At 73.2% G+C, this 23,892-nt stretch carries 2 protein-coding genes; both read right to left on the bottom strand.

The window, feature by feature from the left end:
* Positions 1–64: 64 nt before the first annotated feature.
* Complete coding sequence (locus ACFYTE_RS02010) at positions 65–838, bottom strand: type VII secretion system-associated protein (protein ID WP_388703543.1); 774 nt, start codon at positions 836–838, stop codon at positions 65–67.
* Positions 835–23,892: a lonely Cys domain-containing protein gene (locus ACFYTE_RS02005; RefSeq protein WP_388703540.1), complete on the bottom strand. Its 23,058-nt coding sequence runs from the start codon at positions 23,890–23,892 to the stop codon at positions 835–837. Before ACFYTE_RS02005 ends, ACFYTE_RS02010 begins: the two co-directional genes overlap by 4 nt.

Here is a 23,892-nt window from a genome sequence, read left to right as displayed (position 1 = left end):
CAACTCTGAACCAACACTGGTTGCCGGCGAAGCTCGAATTCGGTGAACGTCGGGCGACACGAGATCACCGGGTCCGTGCCGACGCGGGCACACCGTCCTCGGCCCCGGCCTCAACCCCGTCGCCGGCCTCAGCCCCGGCACCGGCACCGGTCCCGCGCGCGATCGTCTCCGCCAGCGGCCCGGGTGCCAGGACGGCGCCCGCGGGGCTGGACGGGTTGACGTACAAGTGATGCCCGGATGGGAGTTGGGGCAGCAGGTCGTCCGTGGTCCGGCGCGCGAAGGCGAAGCCGCCGACGAGGTCGAGGTGGACGGTGGAGGTGAAGACGGGAACCACGGGGGTGCCGTCCGCCGCGGTGGCGGTCACCGGTGAGCCGTCGGGCAGTGTGAGCACCGCGAGGTCCGCGGCGGCCAGGGCGTGGGCGACGTCCTCGGCCGGTCCGTAACCGGTGACGGCGAGTTGGAGGGCGGCGTCGACGGCGTCGGTGGGCTCGGGCCAGCCCAGGGTCTCCGGGGAGGGGCGGTAGGCGTCGTTGTCCTCCCACTCCTCGATCTGCCCGCCGGCACCGGAGCGCCACCGGCCGGCCACGGCGAAGTCGGGCGGCATGCCCTCCCCGCGCCAGCCCGGATCGATCGCACTGATCCAGTGGTCCGGGGCGAGCCGGGCGGCCTCCACGACCTCCTTGGGCGGCTCGGGCGGCTCGGGCGGGGTGCCCCGGAAGGTCGTGCCGGCGTCGTGCGATGCGGACGAAGCAGTCGGCGCGGTCGGCGCGGTCGGCGCGGTCGTGGGCTGGGAGGGCATGAGGTCGTCCAGGTGGTGGGAAGGCGGCCAGGTGGTCACGGTCGGTTCAGCAGTGGCTCGACGGCCGGGGACGGGCCGAAGTGCCGTACCGCGCCGTCCGGTTCGGTGAGGGTGATGCGGACGCCGAGATCGGCCGCGGCCAGGGTGACGGCGATCTCCGCGACGGTGGCGCCGGCGTCGCCCCGCTGCCGCAGCAGGCGGTACCGCTGGGCCAGGGTGAGGGTGACCTCCTGCGGCGTCAGCCCTCCCGCGAGGGTGGCGTATCCGAGTTGGTCGCCCGTCAGTTCCACGCCGACTGCCTTCAGTTCATCAACGGTCAGCGAGGTGCCGGCTCCGGCCCAGTCGTCGGCGGCAAGGCGTGGGACATGGTGCGCCGCGTCGGGTTCGGCGAGCCGGGACTCGACCCAGCGGTGCAGCCCGTCGGCGGGGTCCGGCCCCGAGAGCGCCGCGCCCAGGCCCGGCCGGCCGAGGCGCCCCGGCGCCCGGGAGTGCAGCGCGCCCGCCAGGACTCCCGGCAGCCAGTCGCCGCCGCCCGCGGGCTGACGCAACGTCAGCATCGTGGCGTCCGGGTCCGGGCCGGCCGGCTGCGGCGCCTGCGGGGCCGCGGCGGCGGGGACCGTCAGGGGCGCGGAGGGCCGCGTCCCGGGGGCGGCAAAGGCGCGGGGGGCCGTCGAGGTGCCGCCGGGCGCGGCGACGGGGACCGGGACCGTAGCCGGGCGCCTGAGCGGCCTCGGGCGGACGAAGGTCCAGTCCCCGCTCCTGCTGTACTCCGTGGTGGTCATCACGAGGTCGATCACGCCCGTCGACGGGTCCTCCCGGAGATCCATCCGGCGCCGGGTCGCGACGACCACGCGGCCGACGGCATCCCGGCTCGCGAGGACCTTGCCGAGTTTCCTCGTGTCCGGGCCGAGACCGACGGGGACGATGCGCGTCTCGCTGGGGGGCGTCGCCCTCATGTCGGGGTCGTGGCGGATCAGTTCGGCGATCTCCTCGTAGGGCACGGACCGGAAGGTCCCGTCGGGCCACGGCATGGCGACGGTGTCCGGTTCCGTACCGGGAGTCAGGACCACGACGTACGGGGTGCCGCTGTCAGCTCCCGTGGTCCACGGAGTGGGGTAGTGCGGCTGTGGGCGGCCACCGGTCGGATCGACCACTGAATACCGCCCGGTGTCGAGCAGGCCGGTGTGCGGGTGCGGCGACCAGTTCCGTCCGACGGCACGGTCGCTCGTGCCGAAGACGCGGGTGCTGTCGTCCAACGCGCCGTGCCGTTGCAGGTCGTAGGCGGCGAGCGCGGTCGCACTGTGGACGTCACGGCCCACCGCCGCCGCCCCGGCCGCCGTCCACAGCAATGCCGCCCGATGCGCCGGGCCACCGGGATCCTCTCCCGGCGGCAGGTGCAGCACCCGCCGGGTGAGGTCATCGGCGTCCGGGTGGTTCTCCACCGCCTCGACGGCCCTGACGGTGGCCCACAGCAGCCACTGGCGGTCAGCAGGAGTGACGCTCTGGCCGGGCGGAATCCCCAGCACCTGCCGGGCCCGCGCATCGAGGTCGCCCGTGGCCAGCAGCTCCCGTGCCCGGTCGACGGCCGGGAGGGAGACGAACGCCGACAGGGCTGCCGTGTCGTCGGCGTCCAGAGCGGCACGCGCCGCCTGAAGCGTGGCACGCACATCGGCCGGCTCCAGGGGTGGCGGCTGGGGTGCACCGGCCACCGGCCGCCGGCCGGTGTGCGCCCAGGTGACCCGCTCCAGCAGATCGAGGGTGAACGCACCACCGCCCGCGCGGTCCGGGTCCCGCCGCCGCATGACCTCCAGGGCGCCGATGCCGCTCAGCAGCGCCCGGTGGGCGTTCCGGTCGTCCTCCACCTGGACGCCGAAGGTCTGCCGCAGGGCGCGTACCAGCCGCAGGGCGGTGTCCCGCCGCTCCTGCGGGTCGATCCGCAGCTCGTCGAGGCCGGCTGCCTCGGCGAGGGCGTCCAGACCGTTCTGGTCGGGCTCCGGCCGCGCCTCCGTCCAGTCGGCCAGGGACCCCAGGGCGGACGTGTACACCCCCTGCCGTGCGGTGCGACCGTCGTGCCAGAAGACGTGCATGCGGTTGGGGGAGAAGACGGTGCGCCGGTTCTCGTTGGCGACGTCCTGGGCGACGGACGTGACCGCGAGGCGGTCGGCGACGAAGGGGGTGGGGCTGTCGTAGCCGACCCGCTCGCCGCTGGCGGACGCGTCACCCCAGCACGAGATGAGCACGATCGGAACATCGGGGGCGAGTCTGCGCAGGCTGGGCCGGCGGCGGAGATAACGGCCGGTCGACGGGCCCGGCATGGTCCTCGGTGCGGAGTCGGTACCGACCACGCTGTTCAGGCCCGGCCGTCCGTGCAGCCACAGGAAGTAGGGTCTGCGCCCCCGCCACGGCACGGGGCGCGGGGCACCGACCGGCCGCTCGGTGACCGGGTCGATGGCGTGCCACTCACTGGACGACACCAGGTCCGCGACGCTTCCTTCGCGCATCCACTGGTCGCTGCCGCCCATCAGCATCCGGCCGGTCGGGCGCCCGTCCAGGGGCATGGTGACGCTCTTGATCGCGTCGGCGTGGACGGTGGTTCCGTCGGTCAGGAGCAGATCCGCCGGCTCGTCCGACGGGTCGGGGTCCGCCCAGTCGTCCGGTTCGCTCGCGACCCAGGTGCCCAGCGGCAGCCCGGCGTCACGGTCGTCCAGCACGTTGATGCGACGGCGGGAGGTCTGCGGGTACGTGCCCAGCAGCGGCGTACCGGTGTGCGCCCACACGGTCCGCCCGCTGCGGAACGCGGCCCGGCCGGGCAGTTCCAGGCCCATGTCGGCGGCCTTCGGCGAGACCAGGACCACCGGCACGGCGGGGTCGGCGCGCGTCAGGACGGGATCCAGGGCGAGGAGTTCGGCGAACACCTCCGGGGAGATCCGCCACCGCCTGCCGTCGGGCAGCGCCAGCTCGACTTCCGTGTGGTCGCCGCCCGCGGTGGCGACCAGGTACGGGTCGGGCGCCCCGGCCCGCGCCGCCCAAGGACCGGGCCGGGGCGTGCTGGTGAAGCTCTTGAGCGACACCACGTGGAACGCGGCGGTGTCGACCTCCTTGCCCGTCTGGTCCGTCCACTGGCGGCCCCGCGGTGTGCCGTCCGGCGCGGTGAGCAGGGTGTCGTCCGAGAACAGGCCCTGCCGACTCAGATGGAAGGCGGTCAGGGCGGCCGACCCGGCGGCCCGCCCCGCGGCCATCGCGTCGGCCACCAGGTCGTACAGGTCACGCAGTTCGTCCGGCACGGCGTCGGTGTCGAGGGAGATCCCGGGTGCTGCCGCGGAACCGCTCTGGTGCGCGGGGCTCTGGGCGGCGGCCGGAACGGCGTCGGGGCGGCCCAGAACGAGTTCCGCGACCTCGGCGAGACGCAGCGAGGAGCCGCCGGTCCCGAGGGGATCGAGCCGTGGGTAGAGCCGCCGCAGCCTGTCGAGCGCGGGGGACAGCGGCGACCGCTCGACGTCGATGACCGCCCGGCGCCGCTCGGCACGCCCGTCCGTCGCGACGGCCGTGCCGCTCGCCCGACCGGTACGGCCCCCGGTGCGCACGGCGATCGGGAAGTCCTCGACGCGGGCCTCCCTGCCCCGGCGCGCCCGCACCACCGCCAACGCCGCGCCCGAGGCGGCCAGTTCACGGCCGATCGCGGTACGCAGCGCATCGGCCACCGCCTGCGCCCGGCCTTGACCGGTGCGCTCCGCCTGCCGGATTGCCCCGGAACCGATGGCGAACCGGGGGCCGTTGCCGTACCCGGTGACGGTGACCCGGGGCACGCGAAGCCCGGCGCTCAGGTCGCGCAGCCCGTCGGCCACGATCTGCCGTGCCAGATCATCGAGCTGCCTCAGCCCTTCCTCATCGAGGTCCTTGTCGCCCTTGCCGAAGTCGACGTACGGCCGGGACGGTGCCCGGACCGGTACGGCGGCGGTCACCGCAAGCGTGCGCGCCGGGTGCGGTGAGGGCGCCTCCGGGGAGGCCGGCGCGTCACCGGCCGACGTGGCACCGGGCACGGGGGACGACGTGGCGCGGAAGACCGGGGCGGGCGTGGCAGCGGACACGGACGACGACGTGGGCACGGGCGCCGGAACGGGAGGCGGGTCCGCGGCGGGGTGCGGGTCCGTGCGGGAAAGCTCGCCCGGACCGGGGTCGGATGTCGCACCATCCCGGACGGACAGCTCGTCCAGATCCGCGTCGGACGGGTCCGTGTCGGACCAATCCGTGTCGGAACCCTCCGTATTGGACAGATCCGTGTCGGACCAATCCGTATGGGACAGATCCGTGTCCGACAGATCCGTGTCGGACACCTCGTCATCCCGGCCGGACCACTCGTCGGAACCCGTGTCGGTGTCCGGTCCTGCCGCCGCTTTTGGTGCCGGGGACGGGGCGGCGGCGTTGAGAGGGGTGAACCCGGTCGGCGGAGCCGCGGCGGTGATGACGATCGGCGGCCGGCCCGCCGGCGGCGAGAACTGGGTGAGCTGCCGCGCCTGCCACGCGTCGCCTGGCTTGGTGACGGCCCAGTCGGCGGCGGAGCTTGCGCCCACGGAGAACGGCCCGGTGTTCCCGGCCCGGCCCAGACCCGCCATGCCCCCCGACGTCCACACGGGCCGGGCCGTGGCCCAGGAGACCTCGTGCCGCAGCGGGAGCGGGGCGCCGGGCCGGGGCACCGCGGCACCGGCCGGAACACCGGCCAGCACGATGTCGGTGGTCAACAGGTCACGGCCGACGAGACCGGGATCGCGGGCGATGAGTTCGGCGACCTCCGCGTCCGGCACGGCGAACCGGCCGCCGGGCAGGTTGAGCCAGGTCCGGCCGGAGCCGGCACCGCCCACCGAGACGACGTACGCGGGATCCTTGCCCTGGGCGAGCCAGGGCGACGGGTCCTCGCCCGTGCGGCGCAGCCCGCCGCCGGGCCCAGGCGTCACGGTGCCGAGAACGGACGCGTCCAGGTGCGCGCCCGCCGGCAGCGGTTGCGCCCAGTTACGGCCGGACGGCCGGCCGGCGGCGTCGCGCATCCCGGTCTGCGCGGCGAACGCCCCCCGTTCCTCAAGGTGGAACGCGGCCAGCTCGACCAGGTTGTTCGGGTTGCGTCCGGCGGCGATCGCCCTGGTGGCCAGCCAGCCCAGCTCGACGCGTTTCGCGGGGTCGGGCGCGTTCAGGTGCAGCACCGTGGCGGCGGTGGCGCCCACGTCGGCCACCCCGCTGAGCCATTCGAAGGATCTCACCTGGGCCCAGAACAGGCGTGAAGTCTCCCGCTCGCCGACCGTGGCCGACGGGTCAAGGCGCAGCACCTTGGCAGCCGTCGCCGAAGGGTCCTTGAAGGAGCGTGTCTGCTGGGCGATCCCGGCGAGGTGCGGCACCCGGACGACGTCGGTCAGCGCGGTGCCCTGGGGCGCGGCTGCCGCCCGCGTGAGCAGACCGCGGTAGGCGGCGGCGTCCACCGGGCCCGACCCGCCGCCGTGGGCCCGCCGGTCGGCGAAGGCCGCCCGCTGGAACAGGTCCATGGTGAAGGGCCCCATCCCGGCCAGCTTCGGATCCCGGTGCCCCATCGCCTCCAGCGCGCCGATGCCCCGGAGCAGGTCACCGTAGGAGGGATCGTTGTCGATGCCCGGGCCGAGGGCCAGCCGCAGCGCTCGCACCAGCCGCAGGGTCCGGTCCAGGATCTCCCTCGGCACCGGCCCGGCGCCGGTGTGCAGGCCCGCGGTGCGGGCGCGGTCGGCCAGTTCCGCGTCCAGCGGCTCGGGCCAGAACTCCAGGATCCGGCCGTACCGCCCCTGGGCATCGGTGTACACCCCCGTCCAGAAGCTCGGGTTCGGGCCGGGCGTTTCCTGGTGACCGGTGGCGCGGTCCACGGCCCGTACCCGTTTCCGCGTGCCGTTCGCCACGATCTGGGCGACCGGGAGGTCCGCGAGCGGATCGGCGGTCGGCGGCAGGGACACGGCCACGTTCCCAGCCGAGTTCGCGTTCTGGCCGTCGGCGCTCCGACCGGCCCAGCACGCCTCCAGGTAGATCCAGTCCTGGTCGCGGAGCCTGCGCACGCTCGGCCGTCGTTTGAGCCAGCCCGTGAAACTCTCGCCGGACGCCCGGTAGGTCCTGCCGTCCTCCTGCGGTACGGAGACGCTGTCCGGCATACCGTGCAGGATGAGGTGGTACACCCGCTCACCGGGACGCGCGCCGACGTTCAGCGGGATGGCCGGGGTGCTGGCGAACGAACCGGGGTGCACCTGCCGATAGGACGTGATCTTGTGCAGGTTGCGGTACAGGTGCTCCCGCTTCCCGGTCAGTTCGGCCGGGCTGAAGAGCGCCCGGCCGAGCTGCGGGTGGCCGTCCTCGTCGGCGACGAGGGTGAAGCTGACCATCCGGCGTTCCCACTCGGGGACGTCCGTGCGGTCCTCCGTCTCCACCTCCCCGGGGCGGCTGCGGATCCAGTCGCCCCGGGGTACGCCCGGTTTCTTCTCCAGGCTGAGCGTGGCGGGCGTTGCGTCGTCCTTGGTGTTCAGGGCGGGCGTACCGCTGGTGGACCACACCTCGCGACCGAGCCGGTCGGCGAGCGCGCGCGGCAGCTTCAGCTCCCCGGCTCCGCCGCGCGGGACGACGAGCACCACGGGGACGTCCTTGGGCAACCCCGCCAGCACCGGGTCCAGGGCCAGCAGTTCGATGAACACGTCCTGCCCCACCGTGACCTCGGTGCCGTCGCGCAGCTCCACGGTGAGCACCTCGGAATTGCCGCCCGCCAGGACGACGAACGGCCGTGGCCGCCCCGGCGCCGGCCGCCACGGTGCCGGTCGGGGATCGGTCTCCTCGAACGTTCCGTCGTCGTGTTCGACGAGCACCGCCGTGGTGTCCGGGTTCAGGTCCAGGTGCTCGCCGGTGCCCGGCCGGTCGATCCAGTTGCGTCCGTACGGGGTGCCGTCGGAGCCGGTGAGCGCGGTCGCCGGGGACTGGCTGCCCCGCAGGGCGAGACCGAAGGCGGTCAGGGCCGCCAGGCCGCGGGTCTGTGCCACGGCCGGGTCGAGGGCGATCCGGAACAGGTCCCCGTGGTGCTCGTTGGTCACCGGCGTTCCCGGGTCGAGGAGCAGCACGTCGCGGGCCACGGCGTCCACGTCGAGCGGCCCCTCGCTCAGCGCGGGTTCCTTCGCGGACTGCCGCAGCCGGTCCAACCGCCCGACGGCGTCGTGCAGTTGCGGGTACAGCCGGTTGCGGGTGATGCCTCCCCCGAAGATCCGGACGAGTACCTGGTGGTACAGGGCGTCGGGGGCGGGCGGTGCGGGAGCGGGTGACTCGGGTCCGGGGGTGTCGAGGTCCATGTCCGCCGAGCCGAGGGAAGCAGTCGGGGAACCCGGAGCGGCGGGCGCGGAGGTCAGTGTCCAGGAGTCGGCGGAGGTGCCGTTGGACGTGGTGACCGGTGCTGTGCCCGTGGCTGTGGCCGGTGCCGTGAGGGTGGCCGTGGACGTCGCCGGTGCCGTGGCCGTCGCCGGTGCCGTGGCCGGCAGCGGCCGGGGGCGGTGGAGAGCCCAGTTCCTGTCGCTGTAGGGCGGCGGCACGGTCAGTTCGAGGGACATCGTGTTCTTGGTGGCGTCGTGACGCAGTTCCAGCGGGCGCAGCGTCGCGATCACGCCGCGGCTGACGGAGCCCCGGTCCGTGAACAGGTCGACGAGTTTCCCGGTGTCCGGACCGAGGCCCACGGGGACGACGCGCACCTCGCTGGCATACGGCATCTGCCGCATCACCCGGTCATGGCGGACCAGTTCGGCGATTTCCGCATAGGGAACGGACCGGGTCGTACCGTCGGGCCATGGCATGGCGACCGTGTCCGGTTCGGCACCCGGGCTGAGGACCACGAAGTACGGGTTGCCACGGTCAGGTCCCTCGGCCCACGGCGTCGGATGCTCCGACGACGCACGGCCCCCAGTCGGATCCACCACGGTGTACCGCTCGGTCTCCAGCCGACCGGTGACCGCACGCGGCGACCAGTTCCGCCCCACGGCACCGCCAGCCGTGGACGAGACAAGGCTGCCGTCGTCCAACGCGCCATGCTGCTGCAGGTCGAAAGCGGCGAGCGCGACCGGACTGTGGACGTCACGGCCGATCGCCGCCGCCCCGGCAGCCGTCCACAACAACGCGTCCCGATGCGCCGGATCACGGGGGTCCTGCCCCGCCCGCAGGTGCAACACCCGCCGGGTGAGGGCATCCGCGTCGGGATGGTTGTCCACCGCCTCGACAGCCTTCACCACAGCCCAGACCAACGCCCGGCGATCAGCCGGTGTGACGCTCGCACCCGCCGGCATACCGAGCACACGGCGGGCCCGCTCGGGCAGACCACCCGTGGTCATCAGCAGTTCCCGCGCCCGGTGCACGGCAGGCAACGAGACGAACCCCGACAACCGCGCCTGGCTGTCGGCGTCCAGAGCAGCACGCGCGGCCCGGAGCGTGGCCCGCACATCAGCCGGACGCAGGGACGGGGGCACAGGGGTTGCGGCCCCTGGTCGCTGCCCGGTGTGCGCCCATGTCACCCGCTCCAGCAGATCAAGCGTGAACACACCCCCGAACGCGTAAATCGGATCCCGCCGCCGCATGACCTCCAGAGCACCCAGCCCGCCCAGCAGTTCCCGGTAGGCGTTCCGGTCGTCCTCCACCGACACCCCGAAGATCTGCCGCACGGCGCGCACCAGCCGCAAAGCGGCATGCCGCCGCTCGTCCGCACCGATGGCCGGATCATCCAGACCGGCCATCCGCGCGACAGCGTCGAGACCGGCCTCATCCGGCTCCGGCCGCACCTCCTGCCAGTCGGCCAGGGTCCCCAGGGAGGATGTGTACACCCCGGATCTGGTTCCCCCGCCGCGGCTCTGCGTCAAGTGCTTCCGATTCGGGGCGAAGACGGTGCGCTGGTTCTCGTTGGCGATGTCCTGGGCGACGGACGTGACCCCGAGGGGATCACTGACGAAGGGGGCTGGACCGTCATCGCCGGGCCGTTCCGCGGTCGCGAGGCTGCCACCCCAGCACGAGACGAGCACGATCGGAACGTCCGGGGCGAGTCTGCGCAGGCTGGGCCGACGGCGGAGGTAACGGCCGGTCGAGGGGCCCCGCATGGTTCTGGGCCGGGTGTCGGCACCGACCACCTGGGTTCGCCCGGGGGTTCCGTGCACCCACAGGAAGTAAGGTCTGCGTCCCTTCCACGGCACCGGACGCGGGCCACCGACCGGCTCGTTGGTGACGGGGTCCAAGGCGTACCAGTCCGTCGACGACATCACGGCGGGGACGTGCGGTTCACGCGCCCAGTGGTCACGGGTGCCCATCAGCATCCGGCCTGACGAACGGCCGTCGAGGGGCAAGGTGACGCTCTTGATCTCCTCGGCATGGACGGTGGTTCCGTCCGTCAGGGGCAGATCAGCCGACACGTCCGACTGGTCGTCCTGGGCCCAGTCGTCCGGTTCGCTCGCGATCCAGGTGCCCAACGGGAGTTGGATCGCACGTTCGTCGAACACGTTGATACGCAGGCGGGAGGTCTGCGAATCCTCGCCCAGCCTCAGCCGACCGGCGTGGGCCCAGACCGTCCGCCGGGTACGGAACGAGGCCAGACGGGGCAGGCCAAGGCCCATGTCAGCGGCCCTCGGTGAGACCAGTACCACCGGAACGTCGTGGCCTTGGCCCGCCAGGACCGGATCCATGGTGAGGAGTTCGGCGAACACCTCCCGGGAGGTCCGCCACCGTCTGCCGTCGGGCAGCGCCAGCCTGACCGTCTCGTGGTCGCCATGGGTGGCGACCACGTACGGCGCTCGGGCGCCGGCCTTCGCCCAAGGTCCGGGGAGGGGAACGCTGTTGCTCCCGACCAACGGCACCTCGTGATACGTGGCGGTGTCGACCTCCTTACCGGCTTGGGACGTCCAGTTGCGGCCCCGAGATGTGCCGTTCTCGGTGAGCAGGGTGTCGTCCTCGAACAAGCCCTGCCTGCTCAGGTGGAAAGCGGCCAGGACTGTTGCGCTGGAGTCCCGCCCGGCGGTCATCGCGTCCGCCACCAGGTCGTACAGGTCACGCAGCTTGTCGGGCCCGGCGCCGCGGGCGGCGGCCGTGCCGGCGGGGAAGCTCAGCGCAAGGTCCGCGACCTCTTCGAGACTCAGTGACGACGGTTTGAGCTCGAAGAAATCGAGCTGCGGGTAGAGCTGCTGCAGTCTGTCGAGCACAGGGGACAGCGGCGACCGCTCGACGTCGATGACCACCCGGCGCCGCTCGACCGGCCCGTGCACCGCATCGGTCATACCGCTCACCGGGACCGTACGCCCCCCGCTGCGCACGGCGATCGGAAAGTCGTCGACCCCGACCGCCCTGCCCCGGCGCGCCCGCACCGCCTGCGACGCCGGACCCGACGCGGCCAGTTCACGGCGGATCGCGGTACGCAGCGCGTCGGCCACGGCCTGGGCCCGGCGCCTGCCGGTGTGCTCCGCCTGCCGGACGGCGCTGGAACCGATGGTGAACCGGGGGCCGTTGCCGTATCCGGTGACGGTGGTCTCGGGGACGCTCAGCCCGGCGCTCAGTTCGCGCAGCCCCTGGGACACGATCTCCTTGGCCAGTTCACCGATCTGCTGGAGTCCGTCCTCGTCGAGGCTCTTGTCGCCCTCGGTGAAGTCGATGTGTGGCCGGGGCCGTGCCCGGACGGGCACGGCGGCGGCCACCGAGAGCGTGGCGGCCGGGGGCTGCGAGCCCGCCTCGCCGGGTATCCGCACGTCGGCGGCCGGTGTGGAACTCGTCAGGCCGCGAGAGCTGACGTCAGGGGCGGCCGCGGCGACGTACGAGGCGGGCGATGTGGGCACGGGCGCCGGATCGGGAGCAGGCAACCCGGGCACAGGCGCCGGGGCCGGAACGGACGACACGGGCGCCGGCGCGGGAGCGGACGACACGGGCGCCGGCGTGGGAACGGACGACACGGGCACAGGCGCCGGATCGGGAGCAGGCGACCCGGGCACAGGCGCCGGGGCCGGAACGGACGACACGGGCGCCGGCGCGGGAGCGGACGACACGGGCACAGGCGCCGGATCGGGAGCGGGCGATGTGGGCACGGGCGCCGGGTCGGGAGCAGGCGACGTGGGCACGGGTGTCGGGGTCGGAGGGGGTGACGTGGGTGTCGGGGTCGGTGGGGGTGATGTGGGGGTGGGTGATGTCGGGACGGTCCGTGGGGTATCGGCCGTGTCGGGGGTGTCGCCCCGTTCCGGGGGCCGTAGGCCGAGGTCGCCTCGGAGCCGGTCGGCGAGCGCCCTCGCGTCCCTCCGCGAACCGTCCGTCACCAGCAGGTCCGCCACCTGCCGTACGGCATCCCGGACCCGGTCCACGGCAAACCGGGGGTCGGCGAGGGCGGACTCCCGTTCCACCCGGGTGATCAGGCCGAGGGCCCGGTACCAGTTCCGCCGGATGTCCCCCCGGTTGGTTTCCGGATCGGCGTCGAGCGCGGTGTCAGCGAACCGCGCGTACGTCTCGTTCCACAGCCGCAGGGTCGCGCGCGCCGCGACGGCACGGATCGGCTGCGACCAGGAACCGGTGCCGGCCATCAGCTCGCGGACCTGGTCCACGGGATCGTCGGCGTCGTAGATGCCATCGGGGTCGGGGATGCCGAGCCCGGACCGATCGGCCGGAAGGTCGTCGTGCGTCACCTGCCGGGCGATCCACCGGCGATGGGTCTCGTCGAGGTCGCCGACCGGGACGTCGAGCGCGGCCGGGTCCAGACCCAGCCCCCTGTCCACCGGCGGCTCGGTCGTCTCCGTCGTCCCCGTGGTCTCCCGCGTCGTCGTCCCCGGCGTCATCAGCGCCGACGTCACCGGCGCCACGGTCTCCGTCGTCCCCGGCGTCGACTCCGTCTCGGTGACCACCCGCACCGGCGGGGGCGGAGGCGTCGGGACGGGAGGTGCGGGAGGTGCGGGGGGCGGTGGAGTCGTCGTGGTCGTCCGCTCGGTGACGGCCGTCGCGGGGCCGTGGGGGCGCGGCAGGGCGGACAGGTAGGAGTCACCCCGGCGGTACACGGTCGCCTCGCCGAGCGGTCCGGTCGCGCGCGGCCCCGCGCCGGAGTACCGCCGCGCTGAGCCGTCCTCCTCGACCACCGTCAGGTTCACGCCGAGCGTGCGCGCGGTCAGGGACGCGGCCAGGTCGGCCGTGTCATCGTCCCAGCGGCGGGCCCGCTGCACATGGAGCCGGACCAGACTCCGCCGCTGGAAGGGGGTGAGCCCGTCGCGTACGGCGTCGGTCAGGCGTCCCCCGTCGGCCTCGATGCCGGCACGCAGGGCCGCGTCGCGTGCGAAACCGCGGCCGATCCTGATGTCCAACTCCCGTGTGTGGAACACCGCGTCCGGGTCGAGGGCCGGGTCGTCGGGCATGTACCGGCTCCGGGCCACCCGGGCGGCCAGCTCGGCGAGGGGCACGGTCCGGCCGCCGACGGCGTGGGCGACGGCGGCGAAGAAGCCGTTGCCGTCCACGTCCGGCCGGTGCAGGTCGTAGACCCGGGTACCGCCGTCGGGTTCGGTGGCGGTCAGGGTGCGGTGGTCGGTGGCGGCGTCGAAGCGTACGCCGGGCCGCGCCGGGTCCGGCTGCCAGGGCGGCCGTGCGTAGGCCGGACGGGCCCCCCGGCCCGCGCCGCCGTCGGTCCCACTCCTCTCACCGTCGCCCTTCTTGGCCTCGCTCTTCTTGGACTCGTCCTTCTTGGTCTCGCTCTTCTTGGACTCGTCCTTCTTGGGCTCGGCCTTCTTGGTTTCCGGTGGCTTGCTCTCGCCGTCGGCCGGCGGCGGGGTGAAGGTGACGTCGGCCGGTTCGGGAGTGGTGCCGAGCTGCCGGCGTCCCGCCTCGGTGGCGTTGAGCTGGTGCCACCGGGTCAGCCGGTCCGCGCCCTCGCGCACCCGGGCGTACTCGTCGGCCAGTGCCTCGGCGGTGGTGCGGGCCCGCTGCAGCCGCTCGGTGAACGTGCCCAGTTGGGCCTGTGCCTCGTCCCGGAGCCGCCGGGCGGCACTCACCTCGTCCGCCGCCGCCCGCCGCAGGTCCGCCAGCCGTTTCCCGGCCCGTGCCAGCTGCTCGCCTTGCAGTTCGGCCCAGCCGTCGTGCGCGGGTTCCGCGGACTCGGTCTCGTCCTGGATGCGCCGGTGGGCGTTGCGCGCCGCGACGATCTGCGGCAGGGTCTCGGGGTCGCGGGCGACGAGCCCGGCCAGGTTCCGCTCCGCCTGCTCCAGCGCCGCCTCAAGCCGCGCCCCCTCGTCCCGGCGCAGGTCCCAGTACTTCTTGTCGGCGGCCGTCCACGCCTTGTCCGCCTTGGTGACCGCGTCCCACGCCTTGGCCGGCTTCGGCGGGAAGCCGGCGTCGTCGATGAGGCCGAGGTCGCGGGCGATGTCCTCGCGCACCCACGCCAGCACGGCGGTGTCGGTCGCCACCGCCTGCGGCGCGCGGGTGGTGTCGCCGAACGGGCCACGCAGCAGCCGTACCGCCCCGCTGTCCTTGACGTGGTGGCGGACGGCGGCCACGCTCAGCCAGGTGGTGGGGATGGCGAACAGGAACGAACGCGTCGTGTTCGGCTTGACGTTGACCGAGGCCAGCCGGTCACCACCGGTGGTGAAGGCGTCGGAGTCGGTGGAGGAGTCACCGGGTCCGGAGGCCCCCATCTGGTTGGAGCCGGTGTTCTGCGTGGAGGTGACGGGGCCGCCGCCCAGCGAGGATTCGGTGGTGCCGACACGGCTGGCGGACATGCCGCCGGCGTGCGTGTCCCGTTTGGGCGCCTCGTGCTTCATCCCGTCCGTGACGGCGAGCAGTTGGGCCCCGCCGAAGTCGGGTTTGGAGTACAGCGTCAGATCGCCGTCCGCGCCGCCGAAGAAGCCCCGGTCGGTCAGGCCCGGCACCTGGTATCCCTGCGCGGTCAGGGTGCGGTCGTAGAAGGCGGTCAGCGCCCCGTTGCCGGTGCCGTCCTCCAGGTTCTGCGCGGAGCCGGTGCCGGCCCGGGTCAGCGGGGTGTCCAGCGCCTTGGCGAGCAGTTGCTCACTCGGCCCGCCGGTGTGCGGCACCTGGAGGGAGGAGTCGTACGCGGCCGCCAGCGCCAGGGTGTTGGCGTCGTGCAGCCGGTCCAGACCGATGATCCGGCGGACCTTGAAACCGTCCTCGGGCAGGGGGAACGGTTTTGTGCCGCCGTCGCCCGGATGCGGCACATCGTGCCAGCCGCCCGGGCCCATGGCGGGCGGCAGGGCCACCTTGCGGGGAGCGCCGGGCGGGGCGAGGGCCGGCGGGGCGAGCGGGTCGGGTTCCGGGGCACCGCCTTCGGCCGGGTCGATCGGATCGGGACGCATCAGGCTGAGGGGGTAGTGCTCGATCAGATCTCCCACATCGCCCTCGGAGACGACGGACAACCGGCGTCGGCCCGTGACCTTGCGCGCCCATCGACCGGCCCGCTGCTTGAGGGTGGTGGCCGTACCGGTGTCGGGGGTGCCGTGCGCGTCCCCGGTGTCCGTGACCTCCAGGCTCAGCCGGAGCCGGTAGCGGGTGACGTACTCGCCGTGCGCCTGGGTGGTCGTCGCGGTGGCGATGCGGACGCTGCCCTCGGAACGGTTCTGCCCCACGTTCTGCTGGGTGGAGCCGACCTCGGAGTAAGTGGGGCCCGCCGCCCGCACCGTGTCGTTGCCGGTGTGCACGCCCTCGGTGACGACGGTGCCGACGCTGGCGCCCGAGGCCCGGTCGCGGCCCTCCTGTACGGTCTCCACCGCCTGCCGGTGCTCCTCCAGCTCCACGCTGTGACCGAGGCCCGCGAACCCCGGCCCGTCACCGTCGGTGTCGGCCCGGGTGCGCGGCACCCGGACCGGAATCAGTTCCGCGCGGGCCCTGGCCTGCCGCTCGCCGATCCAGAACTGCACGCTCTTCGAGCCCCAGCGGCCGATTCCCGCGGTCACCGAGGAACCGGAACCGACCATCTCCTTGCCGAGCGCCCGCACCACCCGGTCCGACATCAGCCGCAGGACGGCGTCCCGGTCCGCCTTGGACCAGCCGAGCGGGCGCAGCTTCTGGTCGAAGTCGAGCAGCACGGACGCCGCGTTGAGGGAGTTCACCGGGAATCCGCCGAAGGGGTTGTCCAGCAGCCACGGCTGCGGTGACCAGGAGCGGCGGGTGTAGAGGGGCACGCCGCCCTGGCGGTCGCCGCTCCAGTGGTCGCTGAGCAGGCCCAGCCGGTAGGCGCTCTTCTCCGGGATGTGCCCGGTCCAGCCGTCGTCGACCCGCACCCGCCGCCCGGCGGCCCCGGCCATCCGGCGCGGTATCCCACGCCGGCCGAGCGCCTTCTGGCCGACCGTGGAGGAGGCGGCCGCGATCTCGTGCTGGACGTCACCGTTCGCCAGGACCTGGCGGTTGAAGTCCTTGCGGTTGATCTCGGCGACGGCGGACCGCGACACGGTGAGCACCCGGGAGCGGTCGAGCCGGTACGGGCTGACGGCGACACCGTAGGTGCCGGTCACTCCGGGCCCGGTGTGGTGGGAGTGCAGGTAGCCGAGCTGGCCGCCGAAGAACAGGGTGCTGACGCGGGCGTTGCGGCCGGCGGCCGGGGTGATGCCGCCGATCGTCGTCTCGGTGTCCACCGGGACGGGACCGGTCAGCGCGGTGAGGCTGCCGGGCACGATCGTCGTACGGTGCGCGAGGACCGAGGAGCGGTTCAGGTACGGCGCCCTGTCCCACAGGCCGGCCACCCGCCAGGCGAGCGGGCCGGAGGTCTGGTCGAAGTTGGCGGTGAGGTACTGGCTCTGGAAGGCCCGCAGCGCGGCGTCGTGCGAGGGGGCGCCCTCCTGCGACAGCAGCCACGAGCCGCCGGACGCCTCCTCCAGCGTCTCCTGGGCGGCGTGGGCGAGCCCGGGGTGGGTGGTGACGGTCAGGGTGGAGAAGGGGTGCCTCTGGTGCTGCTGGGGGCGGCGGCGCGCGGCCTGGCCGAACAGGGCGGGGGTGGCCAGGGCCAGATCGCGGGCGAGCCGGGGCGGCATGCGCAGCGGCCTGCCGTGCAGGGGGTGCGGGTCACGGGGCGTGGTGCGGGCCGTGGGGACGTGCTCCACCGGGATGCTCAGCAGCACCCGCCCGACCACCGGCGGGCGACCGTGCGGGGCCGGCCCGAGCAGATTGCTCTCCCGCTCGGAGAAGACGAACGGCTGGGTGCCCAGCAGGTTCAGGAAGAGGATGCCGCGCAGCAGGCTGCGGAACCGCCAGAAGCCGCCCCGCCGCGCGGTGACGCTGAGCTGGTAGCTGTAGAGGTGGGAGCCCTTGGTGCCGATGGACATGGCCTCGTGCGTGACGCTCGGGCCGTGGGAGCTGTCGGAGTCGTGCCGGGTGCCGTACCGCCCGCCGAGCGAGGCCGTGCCCGCGTGCAGCGGGACGCCGATGTTGTCCGTGCCGGCGTCGCGCGCCGAGAGCAGGCCCTCCGCGCCGACGTGCAGGCCGCGCCCGCTGCTCTGCTGCCCGCCCAGGTTCTCGCTGCCGGGCGCGCTGAACCGCAGCCGCAGGTCCTTCTGCGCCCCCTCGAACCGACGCCCGGTCAGCGTGGCGTCGATCCACACGTACCGCAGGCCCCGGGTGAGCCGACCGGAGTCGACCAGCGCGACGCGCAGCCCGCTGGTCATCATGGTTTCCAGGTTGCCCGCCATGCTGTGGTGGGTGAGCGTGTTCAGGATCTCCAGGCTGTTGGAGAGCACGATCTGGAAGTGGTCGGCGTCGCGCCAGCGCGGGTTGTCCGGGTTGAGTTCGGCCAGCGGCGCGACCAGGTCCGGGTAGACCCGGGCGACCTGGTCGAGCAGCTGCTCGGCGAGGTGTTCGGGGAAGGTGCGCTCCCGGCCGCCGGCGGTGCGGGTGAAGGCACCGTCGGCGAAGGTGAACTCCTCCGGGCGGGCCATGCCCAGGGTCGTCGGGTCGTCCTCGGCGAGGTATGGCGGCACGGCGGGCTCGGCGCCGTGCGGCGGGTCCCCGTCGAGGCCGGCCAGCCGCCGGGCCTCCGTACGGGTCAGCCGTTCCACCGCCCAGGTCTGGAAGGTCTGGCTGCGCGGCGGCAGGCTCCACGCCCCCGGCGGGTTCTTGCGCAGCTTGCCGCGCCGCTCTTCCCCGTCGCCCCGCTGGTCGGGCAGCGGGGCCTTGGTGTCGGGCGGCGCGGTGACGGTGATCGTCTTCTGGACGATGTAGAGCCCGGTCGGGTCGCCCTTGGCCTGTCCCGCGGCCTTGATGGCGCCGGTGCCGCCGGTCGTCGAGGTACGGCCGCGGGAACTGCCGTAACGGGCGTTGATCCCGAGCAGCAGACGCAGGTCGAACACGCCCCGTTCCAGGCCGAAGAACTGGAAGGAAGGCCCGACGGAGCCGCCGATCTCGGTGTTCTTCGACCGGCCCACCATCCGTTCGTTGCGGACCGTGGACTGGGTGATGTCCCGCAGTTCGGCGGCCTTGGTCTCGCTGATGCGGACCGCGTCGCCGGAGCGGACCTCCACCGAGAAGACGCCGAGCGGTGACTGGCCCGCCGAGTCACGGAACAACGGCGGAGTGGTGGTCCGGCCGGCGTTCAGCACCCGGCTCATCCGGTGGAAGCCGTCGGTGGAGAAGAAGTCGCTCAGCTGCGATCCGGCGATGCTGTCCGACTTCACCCCGGCCTGGTGCAACGCCCAGTCGCGGATGTGCGCCACCGGACCGTACGCCTCGGTGTTGACCAGGCGGTAGGAGGGCCTGCCGCCGAGGTCCATCCGGTCGGGCAGCGACTCCGGGAGCGCCTTGTCCTGGGTGAGGCTGTCGGCGAGCCGGGCGCCCACCCCGTCCCGGACGGCGAAACCGAAACCGACCGTGCGAGCCCTGCCGTCCCGGACGGCCTTGCCGGCCTCGTCGACGGGACGGCCCAGGCGGTCGGTGACCTTGACGTCGTACCAGACGTCCCCCAGGTGGGGGTGGGAACCGTCGGTGGTACGGGTCTCGATCTGGTTGAACGTCTGGTTCTGCAGCGCGTACTGCGCCCGCTTGCCCCAGGACTTGCGGAAGTAGACCCGGCCCCAGACGTGGAACTGCTCCTTGACGGGCCCGAGCGGCACCAGCGGCACCAGCGAGGTGGACGTGCTGTTGACGGCGGTCCGGCCGGTGGTGGTGGTGGACCGCTGCATGGTGTCGACCTTGACCGGATTGGCGTAGCCGAACGTGAACCGGCTCCAGTTCCCGTACGGGCGGGCGGTCACCGTGACCACGCGGGTACGGCCGCCGGCGGTGCGGTACGTGAACCGCTGCCCGTCGCCGAAGAAGCCGCGCGGATTCCGGGCCAGCCGGTGCTGTACGTCCTCCCGCAGGCTCCGCCCGGCGGTGCCCCACCGCTTCTTGGGCGGAGCGGCGGCCACCCGGCCCGGGAGCCGTCCGACGACCTCCGCCGCGACCTGGTCGGCGCCGCGCAGCTCGGGGTCGCTCTGGCCGAGCGTGTAGGAACGCCGTACGACGTCAGCGGGGAGTCCGGGGTGCAGGGCGGCGATGCCGCCCATGTAGGCGGGCAGCCGGGACCCGTCGGTGAACCGTACCGGTCCGCCGCCGTCCACGGGGGCGGGAGGCAGGTCACGGTCGATGCGGGGCGGTCGCCGCCGGTCGATGTCCTGGCCGACCCATGTGGGCGGCCGGACACCGCGCAGCGGCGGGGGCGGCGCGGGGGGCGGGGGCGGCGCGGGCGGCGGGACGGTCAGGGGCGCGTCCTCCGGGATGGTGCTCAGCGGGGTGGCGAGCGAGTGCGTGCGCGGGGGCGCGGCGGACCGGGAACGGCGGGCAGGGGGCGCACTGTCGCTGGTCTTCGGCGCGGCGGACCCGACGGCACGCGTCACGGGAGCGGAGGACGGCGTCTTGGAACCGACGCGCTTGAGGGTGGCCGGCTCGGCGGGCGGTGCGGTGGTCGACGACGTCACAACCGGGATAGACGGGACGTCGGAGGACGGGTCGGCGACCGACGGGGAGTCGGAGAACGGATGCGTGTCCCGCAGAGTGTCGGAGGACACGACGCCCGGAACCGGCGGGGTGTCGGAGGACGGGTGCGTGTCCCGCGGTGTATCGGAGGACGTGACGCCCGGAACCGGCAGGGCGTCCGAAGACGGGACCGCGACGGGCGGCGCGCCGGAAGACGGGACCGCAACCGGCGGGGAGTCGGAGGACGGGGCCGCAACCGGCGGGGAGTCGGAGGACGGGGCCGCAACCGGCGGGGAGTCGGAGGACGGGGCCGCAACCGGCGGTGTATCGGAAGACGTGACGACTGGGGTCGCCGGGGCGTCGGAAGACGGATGCGTGTCCCGCGGGGTATCGGAAGACGTGACGACCAGGGCCGGCGAGGCGTCGGAGGACGGTGCCGCGACGGGCGGGGGGTCGGAAGACGGGTCCACAACCGGCGGCGTATCAGAGGACACGACGACCGGGACCGGCGGAGCGTCGGAAGACGGGTGCGTGTCCGGCGGGGTGTCGGAGGACGTAACGCCCGGAACCGGCAGGGCGTCCGAAGACGGGGCCGCGACGTGCGGGGCGTCGGAAGACGGGTGCGTGTCCGACGGCGTATCGGAGGACGTGACGATCGGGGGCGGCGAGGCGTCGGAAGACGGTGCCGCGACGGGCGGGGGGTCGGAAGACGGGTCCACAACCGGCGGCGTATCAGAGGACACGACGACCGGGACCGGCGGAGCGTCGGAAGACGGGTGCGTGTCCGGCGGGGTGTCGGAGGACGTGACGGTCGGGGGTGGAGGTGGCTGCTTGAGTGATCCGGGGCGGGTGGGCGTCCGCTCGCCGGCGTGGCCACGGACCGGCAGGCCCAACCCGTCCCGGAGACGGTCGGCGAGATCGATGGCCGCCCGCGGGTTCCCGCCCGTCACCAGCAGGTCGGCGACCTGTCGTACGGCGTCCCGGTACGGTGCCCCGGCATACCGGAAGTCGGCGAGCACGGGGTGCGTCTCCGGCGGCAGCACCAGTGCCGTGGCCGTGTTCCACGCCCGGGACGGGTCCTCGGCCGGGCTCCCGTTGGTCTCCCCCGCCGCGGAGTTCACGAAGTCCGTGTACGCCTCCCCCCACAGCCGCCGTGTCACGTTCGCGACGATGACGTCGAGCGACTGCAGCCACGGCCCGGGACTCAGCATCAACAGCCGAGCCTGCTCGACCATGGACAACCCGATGCCCTGCAAGGGGAATTGATCGACGCCGAGCTGCTCCTGCACCAGCATCTCGGGCGGGATCGTGACCCCGGCCGCCCTCAGCTCGTCGAGACCGACCGTGCCGTCGACCCCGGTGTCCGGCATGCCGCTGCGCAGATCCTCGGCGGAGACCTGCTGGGCGATCCACACACGCTCGACGTCGTCGTGGGGAGCGACCGGAACGATGTCGGGCTGGGAGTCCGATGCCGGGCCGTACGGATCCACGCCCAGGTCCCGCAAGTGGCCCTCGGTCCGGGCCACATCCTCCCAGGCACGCTCGGCGTCGGCCATGGCCTCGTGAAGGCCGGCGTCATCGGTTGCCGCACCCGTCTGCGTACCGTGCCGGAGTTCGGCCACGGAGTGGACGGCGTCCGTGAACGCCCGTACCGCCTGGGCATGTTGGCCACCGGCGAGGTCGATGTCCGCGTCGGACGGCGTGTCGACGTGTTCGCCGCCCATGAAGTCGCCGCTCCCGTCGGCCTCCGGCAGGCGGGACCTGCCTCTCGTGTCGCCGTCCGGGGTGGTGCCGGACGGGTTCGGCGTGCGCTGCACGTCCGTCGCGTGGCCGGCGCTGGAGGACGTGGTCACCGGGGACGGGGACAGGACCGACGAGGAAGCCGGGGGCGGCACGGTGGGTGGGCCGGTGTTCGACTCCGGTTTCGGGGTCTCAGCCAGATCCTGGTCCTGGTCCTGGTGCTGGCTCTGGTCCCGGGGCTGGGGCTGGGGCTGGTCGGGATCCGGGGTCTGAGTCAGGTCCCGGCTCTGGTTCCTCCCCTGCTCCTGGCTCTGGGGCTGGGGCTGGGGCTGGGGCTGGTCATGATCCGGGGTCTCGCCGAGGTCCCGGCTCTGGTTCCTGCCCTGCTCCTGGCTCCCGCCCTGACTCTGACCCTGGTTCCCGCCCTGGCTCTGGCTCTGGCTCTGGTCGGTCTGTGTGTCGACGCGCTGCGGGTGAGTCGCGGAGCCGCTGTCCACGCTCCTCTCCTCGACCTCGCTGCCACTGTCACTGTCGACGTCGCCGTGCTGGGTGCGGTGACCGCTGCCGGTGCCGGAGTCTCCGGGCAGGCCCTGGGAGGACCCCGCGGAGGACACCGGAATGCGCGGGGCGTCGCTGCCGGCTGTCGGCGGGCGGTTGCTGGGGGCCGTCGTGGTGTCGGCCGGATTCCCGTCGGGCGTGGACTGCCGGTGCGTCTGGTCCTGCCCGTGCGTCTGGTCTTGCCCCCCTCCCTCGCCCTGCCCTTGGCTCTGACCGGAACGGCCGGGGACGTCCGGGACCGTGGACGATGAGGTGACGGGTCTCCCGCTGGGGGTGTCGCCAGGGGGCGCCTGCGTGTGGACATCCGCGTCGACAGCGCCACTGCCCCTGGTGTGCAGGCCGTCGGAACTCCCGTTGAAACGCCCGGGGTTAGCGTCGGAGCCGCCTGCGTCCCCGGTGAAGTTCCCCGTGTTGCTCTCGAAGCGCCCTACACCCCCGGTGAAGTTCCCCGCGTTGCTCTCGAAGCTCCCCACACCCCCGGTGAAGTTCGCGACGTCACCCTCGAAGCGCCCCTCGCTCCCCCCGTCGAAGCCTCCGGTGCCGAAGTTCGTCGGCTTGCTCGTCAGGTCGAGCGAGGACGGCAGACCGCCGTTCGTCGCTCCGGTGCCGTCGGCCCCCCGGTTACCCCCCTCGTCGCCGCCCTCCCTGCGACTGCCGGACGTATCGCCATGGCCGGACCTGCCGCCCGTACCGCCGGAGCGCCGGTCGCCCCAGTCCCGCGTGTTCGTGTCCCTGAAGCCGTTCGACGAGGGGTTCTTGAACGTCAGGTCATGCAGCGAGCCGAAGCCTTTCCCGATGCCCGCCTCCAGGCCCGCCTCGACCCGTTCGCTGAGCCCCGCCCCGACGAAGGTCATCCAGCTCGCGCCGAAGTCCCCGTAGAACGCGCCCATGGTGATGGCCTCGGCCAGCCACTCCGCCCCGCCGTCGGCGACGAACTGCAAGGGCTGTTCCTTGAGATCGAAGTCGTCCCCCTCGTCGTGGTGGTCCTTGCCGTTGCCGTAGCCGCCACCGCCGTTGGGGCCACCCACACCGTCCGGACCGCCCCTGCGATTCCCGTCGGGGAAGTCATGGTGGTTGCCGTTCGGGACGTCGTTGCCGCCGCCCCGGTGTCTGCCGGGGCCGTTGATGTCGTCGGGGCCGAAGTTCTTGCCCCATTTGTTCGGCGGATCCTTCAGCGTGTTGTTGAAGACCTTGTCGATGAAGCCGGTGATGTCCTTCGCGATGTTGCTGAAGATCGACGCGAACGCGCCGGCCAGCCCGCCGACGAACGCGCTGATCCCGACGTCCTTCCAGTCGACCCCGTCGGGCCGCTGGCCGTCCGGGCCCCACTTCATCAGGGCCAGCCGGACCACCAGGGTCTGGAACGCCTCCTCGATCGCCTCCGTGATGCTCGGCAGGAAATGCAGCCGCGTGCTCAGCTCAAGCAGGATCACCAGCATCCGGGCCTTGGCGACCAGCTTGCGCACCGCGATCGCGCTGAGTGAGGTGCCGCCGGTGAAGTACGACAGCGCTGTGAGCACGGCGATCTCCACCGCCAGCCTGATCAGTTCGGCGATGAGCTGCCACTTGGCCTCGCGGACGTCCATGGCCGTCTTCCGCAGCCCGTCCGCCACCTCGGTCATGCCGTCGGTGAGCTGGTCGAGGTACGGCAGGACCTCGTTCATGGAGTCGATGAAGCTCGCCCCGACATCACCGGGCAGCGCATCGCCCACGTACTTGATGGCGTCGCGTATCTTCCCCTTCAGGATGTCGACGTTGCCCTTGGTGGCCAGGTAGTCGAGGTTCCGTATGTTGGCCTCGTCCTCATCCGTCCGGGGAAACCGCTCTCCCGTCAGGATGAAGATCATGGTCTCTTGCCATGCGTTGGGCTTGAGCGTCAT

Origin of the sequence: Streptomyces sp. NPDC004629, assembly GCF_042873595.1 — a bacterium.
Classification (GTDB): domain Bacteria; phylum Actinomycetota; class Actinomycetes; order Streptomycetales; family Streptomycetaceae; genus Streptomyces.
The sequence above is the reverse complement of the archived record's forward strand: the minus strand, read 5'-3'. Positions and strand labels throughout refer to the sequence as shown.